This is a genomic window from Pseudomonas sp. NPDC078416 (genome assembly GCF_050268485.1).
Taxonomy (GTDB): domain Bacteria; phylum Pseudomonadota; class Gammaproteobacteria; order Pseudomonadales; family Pseudomonadaceae; genus Aquipseudomonas.
In genome coordinates, this window is sequence record NZ_JBNNGV010000029.1 from 1 (window position 1) to 12,048 (window position 12,048).

A 12,048-nucleotide genomic window follows, 5' to 3' on the forward strand; every position below is an offset into this window, starting at 1 on the left:
CTTCATCGACATCACGAAGCTGTTCCCGGAAGACCCGAAGACCGAAGCGATCGTCATGATCGGCGAGATCGGCGGTTCGGCTGAAGAAGAAGCGGCTGCCTACATCAAGGCACACGTGACCAAGCCAGTCGTTTCCTACATCGCGGGTGTGACTGCTCCTCCGGGCAAGCGCATGGGCCATGCGGGCGCGATCATCTCTGGCGGCAAAGGCACTGCAGACGAGAAATTCGCTGCGCTGCAAGACGCAGGCGTCAAAACCGTGCGTTCGCTGGCAGACATCGGCAAAGCCCTGGCTGAGCTGACCGGTTGGGAAGTGAAGAAGGCGTAATCGCCCTCTATTCGCTGCCTGATCAACAAAAGCCACCTTCGGGTGGCTTTTGCGTTTCTGGCATTTGCAAGTGGGCAGGCGATTTCAATGTTGGCGCTAAGTCCAGCCGCGGTAAAAACCCGTAGGAGCCGGCTTGCTGGCGAACGCGGAGGGTCAGCATCACACCCGTTGGATGACCCAGCGCAGTTCGCGGGCAAGCGCGCTCCTACAATGGACCGTGCAGAGACCTGACCCGATGCTCTGGGCGGAGATCGAAGGCCCTGATCCTGTAAGACATTTCTGATATGCGACACGAACGTGCGTTCAGCGGTCGCACCGCCCTGTATCGGTGCGCCAAATAGGGTAGGCTACCCGCCGTTTTGTGCAACCGGCTCCCACAAGGAGCGGCGGCGCGCTCAGGGTCTGTCTTAAAAGGGCGGGCAGCATTTCCCCCACCCTCAGGGAAATCCTCTTCTCAATTCCGATTCTGCAGTGTGGTTTCCTTAATGAAAGTGTTGAAAGGCCAGGACATTCTGGCACTGGGTTTCATGACGTTTGCGCTGTTCGTGGGCGCCGGCAATATCATCTTCCCCCCGATCGTAGGCCTTCAGGCCGGCCCCAATGTATGGATGGCCGCCCTGGGCTTTCTGGTCACGGCGGTCGGCCTTCCGGTGGTGACCGTCATCGCGCTGGCCAAGGTCGGCGGCGCGATGGACGCGTTGAGCAGCCCGATCGGCAAGGTCGCCGGGACTGTTCTTGCCGCCGTCTGCTACCTGTCCGTGGGCCCGCTGTTCGCCACGCCGCGCACCGCGACGGTGTCCTTCGAAGTCGGTCTGGCGCCGCTGACCGGTGAAAGCCCGCTCGCGCTGTTCCTCTACAGCCTGGTTTATTTCGTGCTGGTGTTCTGGATCTCCCTTTATCCGGGTCGACTGCTCGACACCGTGGGCCGTTTCCTCGCGCCGCTGAAGATCATCGCTCTGGCTATTCTCGGGATCGCCGCGTTTGTCCTGCCAGCGGGGGAGGTCGGCATCGCAGAACCTGCCTATGTCGCGGCGCCGTTTTCCCAGGGGTTTATCAATGGCTACCTGACCATGGACACCCTGGGGGCGCTGGTTTTCGGCATCGTCATCGTCAACGCGATTCGCTCACGGGGTGTCGAGTCGCCTCGGTTGATCACTCGCTACGCCATCATCGCCGGCCTGATCGCCGGTGTCGGTCTGGCGCTGGTCTACATCAGCCTGTTCCGCCTGGGCTCCGACAGCCACGCCATCGCTGCCGGTGCAACCAATGGCGCCGCCGTGTTGCACGCTTACGTCCAGCACACTTTCGGTACCCTGGGCAGCAGCTTTCTCGCCGTGCTGATCTCGCTGGCCTGTCTGGTGACGGCGGTCGGTCTGACCTGCGCCTGCGCTGAATACTTCAGCCGCGTGCTGCCGCTGTCCTACAAGACGCTGGTGATTCTGCTGGCAGTATTTTCCCTGCTGGTATCCAACCTGGGTCTGACCAAGCTGATCCAGTTCTCGATTCCGGTGCTGACCGCCATCTACCCGCCGTGCATTGCGCTGGTGGCGTTGAGCTTCTGCAAGGACTTCTGGCACGAGCAAGGGCGGATCGTCGCACCGGTCATGCTGGTCGCGTTCCTGATCGGTGCGGTGGATGCGGTGAAGGGGTCTGCGCTGGGTGTGTACCTGCCGGATGGGCTGGCTCATCTGCCGTTGAGCGAACAAGGCCTGGCCTGGCTGATCCCGTCGCTGATCACGCTGTTCATCGCGTTCGTGGTGGATCGCACGCTGGGCAAGCGCAGCGAAGCGCTGGCCTGAGGGGCAGGTCGGCGCGTCGCAGCATAAACGCGCCGATCTTTTTCAAGCAGACAAAACAAAGCCCGCTTAATGCGGGCTTTGTTTTTTTGAAACTCTGGAAACTTACTGCTTAGTTGCAGGTGCTGCCTGATTCGCTTCTTTCGCGCGCTCTTGAGCGGCTTCAGCGTTCTTTTGAGCGGCTTCCTGACTTTCTTTGGCAGCGTCGTTCACTTTGTCTTGCGCTTTTTGCATCGATTCTTGCGACTGCTCGGCAGCCTTGTTTGCATCTTGCTGTTTATCTTCGGATTTCTTGTCACAGGCGGCGAGGCCCAGAGTGGCAGAAAGCATGAGGGCAATAGCTAAAGATTTACGCATGGGGTGTTTCTCCTTATTGGTCATCAACGTGCCTTCGAGCATTCGCTTATAAGGTTAGTTCCATGTACCGGCGGGATAAATACATAAGCGTCTCAGCGGTGTAACTACTCAGCCGAGCAGAGGTGTTCACCCATTTATGTGCCGTCGTCAGGCAACACATCGGCGGCCGGAAGATTTTCCGAGGATGAAGATTCTTCACCGACAGCAAGCTCGTCCCTTGAAATCGCCTCTCCAGCCCCCACCTTGATGACAACCCGTTGCTCGGAGCCGCCCACGGCGTTTCGAGCAACTGCCCCTATTTGTGTGGACTGATTGGAGTTTGATGACCATGAGTGTGGAAACTCAAAAGGAAACCCTGGGCTTCCAGACCGAGGTGAAGCAGCTGCTGCACCTCATGATCCATTCGCTGTACTCGAACAAGGAAATCTTCCTTCGCGAGCTGATCTCCAACGCGTCCGACGCGGTGGACAAGCTGCGCTTCGAGGCGCTGTCTAAGCCTGAGCTGCTGGAAGGCGGCGCCGAGCTGAAGATCCGTGTCAGCTACGACAAGGATGCCAAGACCGTCACCCTGGAAGACAACGGCATCGGCATGAGCCGCGAAGATGTCATCACTCATCTGGGCACCATCGCCAAGTCCGGCACCGCCGACTTCATGAAGAACCTGTCCGGCGATCAGAAGAAGGATTCCCACCTGATCGGTCAGTTCGGTGTCGGTTTCTATTCCGCGTTCATCGTGGCCGATCAGGTCGAAGTGTTCACCCGTCGCGCCGGCCTGCCCGCCAGCGAAGGTGTGCACTGGTCCTCGAAAGGCGAGGGCGAGTTCGAAGTCGCTACCCTCGAGAAAGCCGATCGCGGCACCCGCATCGTGCTGCACCTCAAGAGCGCCGAAGATGAGTTCGCTGACGGCTATCGTCTGCGCAACATCATCAAGAAGTACTCCGACCACATCGCTCTGCCGATCCAGTTGCCGAAAGAGCAGGCCCCGGTCGAAGGCGACGCCGAGCCGGTTGAAGAGTGGGAAACCGTCAACCGCGCCAGCGCGCTGTGGACCCGTCCTCGTACCGAGGTCAAGGACGAGGAATACCAGGAGTTCTACAAGCACATCGCCCATGATTTCGAGAACCCGCTGAGCTGGAGCCACAACAAGGTCGAAGGCAAGCTGGAATACAGCTCGCTGCTGTACGTGCCGGCCCGCGCGCCGTTCGACCTGTACCAGCGCGAAGCACCGCGCGGCCTGAAGCTGTACGTGCAGCGCGTGTTCGTCATGGACCAGGCTGAATCCTTCCTGCCGCTGTACCTGCGCTTCATCAAGGGCGTGGTCGATTCCAACGACCTGTCGCTGAACGTGTCCCGTGAAATCCTGCAGAAAGACCCGATCATCGATTCGATGAAGTCCGCGCTGACCAAGCGCGTGCTGGACATGCTGGAGAAGCTGGCGAAAAACCAGCCGGAAGAATACAAAGGCTTCTGGAAAAACTTTGGTCAGGTGCTGAAAGAAGGCCCGGCCGAAGACTTCGCCAACAAAGAGAAAATCGCCGGCCTGCTGCGCTTCGCATCGACCTCCGACGACAGCGGCGAGCAGAGTGTTTCGTTGGCCGACTACCTGTCGCGCGCCAAGGAAGCTCAGGACAAGATCTACTTCCTTACCGGCGAAAGCTACGCGCAGGTCAAGAACAGCCCGCACCTCGAGGTCTTCCGCAAGAAAGGCATTGAAGTGCTGCTGCTGACCGACCGTATCGACGAGTGGCTGATGAGCTACCTGAGCGACTTCGACGGCAAGGGTTTCGTCGACGTGGCACGCGGTGACCTGGACCTGGGCAAGCTTGATTCCGAAGAGGACAAGAAAGCCCAGGAAGAAGTCGCCAAGGACAAGGAAGGCTTGATCGAGCGCCTTAAAACCGCGCTGGGTGATGCCGTCAGTGAAGTGCGGGTTTCCCATCGCCTGACCGATTCGCCGGCGATTCTGGCGATTGGCGAGCAGGACCTGGGTCTGCAGATGCGTCAGATCCTCGAAGCGAGCGGTCAGAAGGTGCCGGACTCCAAGCCAATCTTCGAATTCAACCCGTCGCACCCGCTGATCGGCAAACTGGACCACGAGCAGAATGAAGACCGCTTCGGCGATCTGTCGCACATCCTGTTCGACCAGGCTGCGCTGGCGGCCGGCGACAGCTTGAAAGATCCGGCTGCCTACGTGCGCCGTTTGAACAAGTTGTTGGTCGAGCTCTCGGTTTAACATCCGCGTCACGGCAGAACCCGCTCCGGCGGGTTTTGTCATTTAATCTCCCTCCATCCTTATCAGCAGGAGTTCGCTATGAGCAATGTGACCGTGCAGTCCGTCGTGTATGACATCGACGGCGTGAGCTACGAGAGTCGTCTGGCCTTCGGCGCAGGGGCTCAGGCCGCACCGGGTCTGGTGATGGCGCCTAACTGGATGGGTGTCAGCGAAGACGCCGAGCAGATTGCCAAAGAGGTGGCAGCGAAGGGCTATGTGGTCTTGTTGGCGGATCTGTATGGCCAGCAGGTGCGCCCGACCAATGGCGATGAAGCGGCGGCTGCCATGATGCCGTTGAAGAATGATCGTGTGCTGTTGAACACCCGCATGAAGGCCGCACTGGATCAGTTGACTGCGCAGACCATTGCCGCCGTCGATACGTCCCGACTGGCGGCGTTCGGCTTCTGCTTCGGCGGTTGCTGCGCACTGGAACTGGCGCGCACCGGTGCGCCGTTGAAGGCTGCGGTGTCCTTTCACGGCACCCTCGACACGCCGAACCCGGCCGACGCCAAGAACATCAAGGGCAAAGTGCTGGTGATGCACGGCGCGTCCGACCCTCTGGTGCCGAAAGAGCAACTTCCCGCGTTTGAAGCCGAGATGAACGCCGCCAGCGTCGACTGGCAACTGCTGAGCTACGGTGGGGCGTTCCATTCCTTCACCGACCCGCACGCCAACAACCCGGGCGTGCAGATGTACAACCCGACCGTTTCAAAGCGTGCGTTTACTTCGATGCACAACCTGCTGGACGAGGTGTTCGCGGGCTGAGCATGTGAAGCGGGTGACTGCTGACTCGCCTGGATTTTCACTGTCAGCAGTTGCCTCCCCTGAAAGGGTTCGCCAGCAAGCCGGCTAAAGGGTGTGTGACCCTGGAGCTATCTTCGGGGCGCTGGCAATTCAATCCGCTCCACTTCCCCCGGCACGGTCGGCCAGTCCCCGGCCGCCCATCTCGCCCTGGCCTGTTCGATCAGCGCCGGGTCACTGGCCACGAAATTCCAGTTCATCCGTCTCGGCCCGTCCAGGGGCGCGCCGCCGATGAGCACCGCGTGGCATTCACTCTCCGCGCAAAGCATCGGCTCACTGCCTGCATCCAGCACCACCAGGCTGCGGGGCTGCACCGGCTCGCCGTCCAGTAGCAGGTCGCCTTCGATGACGTACAGCGCTCGCTGTTCGTGCTCGGCGGGCACACACAGCGTCGTCGCCGTCTGCAGGTTCAGTTCGGCGTAGAGCGTGGGTGACAGCACCGGCACCGGCGACTTCAGGCAAAAGCCTTCGCCTGCGATCAAGCGGATCCGAATGCCCATGGCGTCGCTGACCGGCAGTGTGGCGACGGGGTGATGGCTGTAATGACCTTCGCCTTGCTCATGGGATTTGGGCGACGCCAGCCAGACTTGCAGGCCATGCAGGCGAGAGCCGCTGGCGTAAAGGGCTGCGGGTGTGCGCTCAATGTGGGCGATGGCGCTGCCGGCGGTCATCCAGCTGACTTCGCCCGGTCTGACGTGCTGATCGCTGCCGAGGCTGTCCTTGTGTCGGATCTCGCCTTCGAAGAGGTAGGTCAGCGTCGACAGGCCGATGTGCGGGTGCTGGCGGATGTCCATGCCGGTGCCGGGCGCATACGTGGTTTCCAGCATGTGATCGAAAAACACGAAGGGCCCCACGCTCCGGCATTGCGCAGCGGGAAGGGGGCGCAGGATCGGTTGGCCTTCGACGTCTTCGGCGCGGGGAATGATGGTCAGCATGATGGCGCTCCCTCTGGACATGGACACAGCATATAGATCAATCGTGCAATTGGCTGGGACAGCTGTGCCAGAACCTCTGAAATGAATTATTACGAAATGCTTTGGGAATTGTCCTACAGAGCGTCATCTGTAAGCCGACACCACGGGCAACTGTTCTTTTCAGAGCAGCGTCTTTGGGAAGGGATCAGGTATGAGCATCAGAAATATGAATATCGCACCCCGGGCCGCCCTCGGTTTCGGCGTGCTGGCCCTGCTGGTGTTCGGTCTTGGGGCCTTCGCATTGCTGCAGATGTCGAGCATGCGCAAGGAGTCGGACCAGGTCGAGAACAAGTGGCTGCCCAGCGTCATGGAGCTTGGCACCATGGGTCAGGACCTGATGCGGATTCGCACCCTGACGCTGCGTCTGATGCTCAACCGCAACCCGGATGCCCTGCGTGACAATACTGCCAAGCTTGATCAGCTCAAGGCGGGGCTGCAGACCACCCAGCAGAACTACGTTACCTTGATCGGAACCGCCCGCGAGCGGGAGTTGTACGAAGCGTTTGCAGTGGCGAAACAGGCTTATTTCCAGCGCCAGAACCGGGTGATGGAGCTGTCCGCAGCCAATCAGGTGGACGACGCACTGCAGCTGGTCAACGGCGAAATGAACCAGTTTGCCGACCAGATGACCGTCGCCCTGAATGAGTTGACGGCGTTGAATAAGCAAGGTGCCGGACAAGCGAGCGATCTGGCTCGGGCAGTGTTCTCCAGTGCGTTTGCGTGGGTCATTGGCATTATGCTCCTGACGGCGTTGATCACGTTGTTGCTGGCGTGGGGATTGACCCACAGCATCGTCAGGCCGATCGCCCAGGCGTTGGGCATTGCTCAGGTAGTTGCAGCGGGTGACCTCACCGCACAGATCGTCGTGGAGGGTCGAGATGAACCGGCCCGATTGCTGGAAGCGCTGAAGACCATGCAACAGAATTTGCGCAGCACGATCATGCGCATCGCCGATTCCTCGAACCAGCTGGCGTCGGCTTCGGAAGAACTCAGCACCGTCACCGAAGACGCCACTCGCGGCCTGCACCAGCAAAGTCTTGAGATCGATCAGGCGGCGACGGCGGTCAACGAGATGACCGCGGCGGTCGAGGAAGTGGCGCGCAATGCCGTCGCCACGTCCGAAGCATCCGGTGAGTCTGACCGGATTGCCCAGCACGGTCGTCAGCAGGTTCAGCAGACCGTGGCGTCCATCGCCCATCTGGCCGAAGACGTGACCGACGCCGGCGAGCAGGTCCAGACCCTGGCGCAGAAGGTGTATGGCATCAGCAAGGTACTTGACGTGATTCGCTCGGTTGCCGAGCAGACCAATCTCCTGGCGTTGAACGCAGCCATTGAGGCAGCGCGGGCAGGGGAGGCGGGACGCGGCTTTGCCGTGGTGGCGGATGAGGTGCGCGCGTTGGCCCACCGGACACAGTCATCGACCCAGGAAATCGAACAGCTGGTGGGCGACATCCGTCAGGGCACCGATCAGGCCGTGGCCGCCATGCAAGGCAGCAACAGTCGTGCGCAGACCACTCTGGAGCTGGCGCAATCCGCCGGGGTGGCGCTGGATGACATCGCCGCGGCAATCACGCTGATTACCGAACGCAACGAGGTCATTGCCAGTGCGTCGGAGGAACAGGCCCAGGTCGCGCGGGAGGTGGACCGCAACCTCACCAACATCCGCGACATCTCCCTGCAGAGCTCGGCAGGCGCCAACCAGACCAGCGCCGCCAGCCACGAGCTGTCGCGACTGGCAACCGACCTGAACGGCATGGTTGCAGCGTTCTCGGTGTGACCCCGGCCGGGTTCCACGGAATGCACGCGATGCTGTTGTGGGACCGGCTTCAGCCGGGAAGAGGCCAGCTTGTGCACCATCAATACCGCGGCCTTACACCTGACGTCTTCCCGGCTAAAGCCGGTGCCATAAAACAGGGGGCCGACCCAATGCATTTCAACTGCCCACAAAAAAGGCGCCCCCGAGGGGCGCCTTTTTGTCTGTAACTGACTCGATTACTTGCCAGTCCAGCGCTTCATCACCAGGGTGGCGTTGGTGCCGCCGAAGCCGAAGCTGTTGCTCATCACCAGATTCAGCTCGGTGTTCTCGCGGGTCTTGGTCAGGATCGGCATGTCGGCAACGGCTGGGTCCAGCTCGTCGATGTTCGCCGAACCGGCCATGAAGTTGCCTTCCATCATCAGCATGCAGTAGATCGCTTCGTGAACGCCGGCGGCGCCCAGGGAGTGACCCGACAGGCTCTTGGTGGAGCTGATCGCTGGGGCCTTGTCGCCGAACACTTCACGCACGCCTTCCATTTCCTTGACGTCGCCGACCGGCGTGGAGGTGCCGTGGGTGTTCAGGTAGTCGATGGTGCCGTCAACGGTGGACAGCGCCTGCTGCATGCATCGGATGGCGCCTTCGCCGCTTGGAGCGACCATGTCATAACCGTCGGACGTGGCGCCGTAGCCCACCAGCTCGGCGTAGATTTTCGCGCCACGGGCCAGAGCGTGTTCCAGCTCCTCGACCACGACCATGCCGCCGCCGCCAGCGATGACGAAACCGTCACGGTCAGCGTCGTAGGCACGGGAAGCCTGTTCCGGCGTGTCGTTGCGTTTGCTCGACAGCGCGCCCATGGCGTCGAACAGGAACGACTGGCTCCAGTGCTCCTCTTCGCCACCGCCGGCAAAGACGATGTCCTGCTTGCCCATCTGAATCTGCTCCATGGCGGTACCGATGCAGTGAGCACTGGTGGCGCAGGCAGAAGCGATGGAGTAGTTCAGGCCCTTGATCTTGAATGGCGTCGCCAGGCACGCCGACACCGTGCTGCTCATGGTGCGGGTGACGTAATACGGCAGAACCTTTTTGATGCCTTTCTCGCGCAGGATGTCCAGCGCTTCCATCTGGTTTAGAGTCGAAGCACCGCCAGAGCCGGCAATCAGACCGGTACGCGGGTTGGATACCATCTCTTCAGTCAGCCCGGAGTCTTCCACGGCGCTCTTCATGGCCACGTAGGCATAAGCCGCCGCCTGACCGACGAAACGCAGGGTTTTGCGGTCGACCAATTCCTTGAGCGGCAGGTTTGGATCGATAGAGCCCGAGACCTGGCTGCGCAGACCCATTTCGGCGTATTCCGGATTGAAACGGATGCCAGGGCGACTTGCACGCAAGTTGGCGGAGACGGTGTCTTTGTCATTGCCCAAGCAGGAAACAATGCCCAGACCAGTGATAACGACGCGGCGCATGCGAATACCCTTAGAAATTTTCAGTGGAAGTGAAGACGCCGACACGCAGGCCTTCAGCGGTATAGATTTCACGGCCGTCCACGCTGACCGAACCGTCGGCGATCGCCAGGTTCAGCTTGCCTTTGAGGACGCGCTTGATGTGAATGTTGTAGGTGACCTTCTTGGCGGTCGGCAGGACCTGACCGAAGAATTTCACTTCGCCCGAGCCCAGTGCGCGACCGCGGCCCGGCAGGCCTTGCCAGCCCAGGAAGAAGCCGACCAGCTGCCACATGGCGTCGAGGCCCAGGCAACCTGGCATCACCGGGTCACCTTCGAAGTGACAGGCGAAGAACCACAGGTCCGGGGTGATATCGAGTTCGGCGACCAATTCACCTTTGCCGAACTTGCCGCCTTCTTCACTGATGTGGGTGATGCGATCAACCATCAGCATATTGGGGGCGGGCAATTGCGCGTTACCTGGGCCGAACAGCTCGCCGCGACTGCAGCGCAGCAGATCTTCCCGGGTAAAGGCGTTTTGTTTGGTCATGCGAGCTCCTCGATAATCCTGTGCGGCAGGGTGTGGCGTTACGTACCCAGTCTGGCCAGCGGGTCATCCCTCTGCTGGCAGCCTACTCATAGACTATTGCGTTGTAGTGAAAGTCACAGCACGGGTGAAATGAATGTACACCTGTGCACTGAAATTTTTCGTCCGCGCGTTGGCGTGGGTCGAATCGGCACACAAGACTGCCGCAATTTATCATTTACCGCCAGTCGCAGATGCCTTAATGGTCAACCAGCGCTGCAAAACCTGCTGTAAATCAGTACGTTTGAACGGCTTGGCCAGGTAATCGTTCATTCCCGCTTGCAGACAAATATCCCGGTCGCCGTGCTGGGCGTTCGCGGTCAGGGCAATAATGGGCAACGTCGCCAACCCCGGCAGCAAGCGAATTCGGCGCGTCGCTTCGTAGCCGTCCATGACCGGAAGTCGGCAGTCCATCAGGATCAGTGCGAAGCTTTCGCGACTGGCCATGTTCACTGCTTCAAGCCCGTCCGCCGCCACGCTCACCTGCAAACCCAGGCTGCGCAGCATCGCCTCGACCACCGTGCGGTTTACCGGGTTGTCTTCGACCAGCAGCACACAGGCGTCGCGGCTCTGGGGCAGTTCACCCACGGCGCCGGGCGCGGGTGCGATCACCAGCTGTTGAACCCGCTGCAGCGGGATTTGCAATTGGAACACGGAGCCAAGTCCTTCGCTGCTCCGCGCCTGCAGTGAACCGCCCATGCGCTCGGCCAGATTGCGCGCAATGGGCAGGCCCAGGCCGGTGCCGCCGTAGCGGCGGGAGATGGAGTTGTCCGCTTGCTGAAACGCGTCGAACATCGATTCCAGCCGGTCCGGAGAGATACCGATGCCGCTGTCGCGCACCGCGCAGGTAAACAGAACGTGCTGCGGGTGGTCGAGGGTAAAGCCTGCCTCAACGCGCACGCTGCCAAATTCGGTGAATTTCAGCGCATTGCCGATCAGGTTGACCAGAATCTGCCGGATGCGCGTCGGGTCGCCTTTTACCTGCAACGCCTGCATCGAAGGCGGCAGATCCAGTTCCAGTGCCAGACCGCGCTGCTGTGCATTGTGGGCAAACGCCTGAACCGAAGTGCTGATCAGGTCGGCGAGGTTGAATGAAATGCTTTCCAGTTCCAGCGCATCGCGCTCGAAGCGGGAGAAATCGAGAATGTCGTTGATGACGCGCAGCAGATGCTCGGTGGATTCCATGGCCAGCGCAGCGTATTCGGCCTGCTCATCGGTCATTTTCGTGGTTTCCATCAACTGCAGCATGCCCAGTACGCCGTTCATGGGCGTGCGCAGCTCGTGGCTCATCATGGCCAGGAATTCTGACTTCGCGTTGTTGGCGCGTTCGGCTTCTTCACGGGTCCGAATGAGTTCATCCATGGCCTGCTTCTGCTCACGGCTGGCCTTCTCAAGGCCCATGGCCAGATTGTTGATGTGCCGCGCGAGATCACCCAGCTCGGCATCGTCCGCAACGGGCAGCGGTGCAGAATAGTCACCCTGCTGGATAGCCTTGACTGCGGCGCTCATAGCGCTGATGGGCTGGGACAGGCTCAGCGACAGCCGCCTCGCCAGCATGTAGGTAAACAGCAGGGCGAACATCGCCAGCACGCCGGCCTTCAGCAGTATTTCCTGTTCTCGCTGATTGAATGCATCACTGGACATGCCCACCAGGACCCGACCCAGATAGCCCTCGACCGGAACGCTGGGGTCGTCAGCGGAACTGGCCTCGTCAGCATTGTCGAACAGCTGCGCGGACC

Annotated in this window: 8 protein-coding genes and 2 pseudogenes; 5 read left to right on the plus strand and 5 right to left on the minus strand. The window is 60.5% G+C overall.

The annotated features are described in order from the left end of the window. Together ACQKEN_RS20690 and brnQ are read left to right on the plus strand one after the other, a co-directional pair. Positions 1-328 (plus strand): annotated as a pseudogene (locus ACQKEN_RS20690) (succinate--CoA ligase subunit alpha); the annotation flags it as partial. A 485-nt stretch (positions 329-813) separates the two neighbouring features. Next, positions 814-2,127 (plus strand): branched-chain amino acid transport system II carrier protein, encoded by a 1,314-nt coding sequence (gene brnQ, locus ACQKEN_RS20695; RefSeq protein ID WP_427688351.1) that lies wholly within the window; start codon positions 814-816, stop codon positions 2,125-2,127. 102 nt (positions 2,128-2,229) lie between these two features. Here brnQ and ACQKEN_RS20700 read toward each other — a convergent pair whose 3' ends face one another. Further along, positions 2,230-2,481, minus strand: coding sequence for a hypothetical protein (locus ACQKEN_RS20700; RefSeq protein WP_065986299.1), 252 nt, complete (start codon positions 2,479-2,481; stop codon positions 2,230-2,232). A gap of 328 nt (positions 2,482-2,809) precedes the next feature. Between ACQKEN_RS20700 and htpG the strand changes: the two genes are divergently transcribed. Next, on the plus strand, positions 2,810-4,714 hold the full coding sequence (gene htpG / locus ACQKEN_RS20705; protein ID WP_427688353.1) for a molecular chaperone HtpG: 1,905 nt from the start codon (positions 2,810-2,812) through the stop codon (positions 4,712-4,714). A 78-nt stretch (positions 4,715-4,792) separates the two neighbouring features. Further along, a complete protein-coding gene (locus tag ACQKEN_RS20710) occupies positions 4,793-5,518 on the plus strand; it encodes a dienelactone hydrolase family protein (RefSeq protein ID WP_427688355.1) in 726 nt (241 codons plus the stop codon). A 107-nt stretch (positions 5,519-5,625) separates the two neighbouring features. Here ACQKEN_RS20710 and ACQKEN_RS20715 read toward each other — a convergent pair whose 3' ends face one another. Beyond that, entirely contained in the window at positions 5,626-6,489 is an 864-nt protein-coding gene (locus ACQKEN_RS20715) for a pirin family protein (protein ID WP_427688356.1), read from the minus strand. Between the two features lie 205 nt (positions 6,490-6,694). Between ACQKEN_RS20715 and ACQKEN_RS20720 the strand changes: the two genes are divergently transcribed. Beyond that, positions 6,695-8,305 (plus strand): methyl-accepting chemotaxis protein, encoded by a 1,611-nt coding sequence (locus ACQKEN_RS20720; RefSeq protein ID WP_427688428.1) that lies wholly within the window; start codon positions 6,695-6,697, stop codon positions 8,303-8,305. Positions 8,306-8,520: 215 nt separating this feature from the next. Here ACQKEN_RS20720 and fabB read toward each other — a convergent pair whose 3' ends face one another. From fabB to ACQKEN_RS20735, 3 genes and pseudogenes are all read right to left on the minus strand, one after another. Further along, a complete protein-coding gene (fabB, locus tag ACQKEN_RS20725) occupies positions 8,521-9,747 on the minus strand; it encodes a beta-ketoacyl-ACP synthase I (RefSeq protein ID WP_133771614.1) in 1,227 nt (408 codons plus the stop codon). 10 nt (positions 9,748-9,757) lie between these two features. Then, a complete protein-coding gene (gene fabA / locus ACQKEN_RS20730) occupies positions 9,758-10,273 on the minus strand; it encodes a 3-hydroxyacyl-[acyl-carrier-protein] dehydratase FabA (protein WP_065986303.1) in 516 nt (171 codons plus the stop codon). A 210-nt stretch (positions 10,274-10,483) separates the two neighbouring features. Continuing rightward, positions 10,484-11,983 (minus strand): annotated as a pseudogene (locus tag ACQKEN_RS20735) (response regulator); the annotation flags it as partial. Between the last annotated feature and the right edge of the window lie 65 nt (positions 11,984-12,048).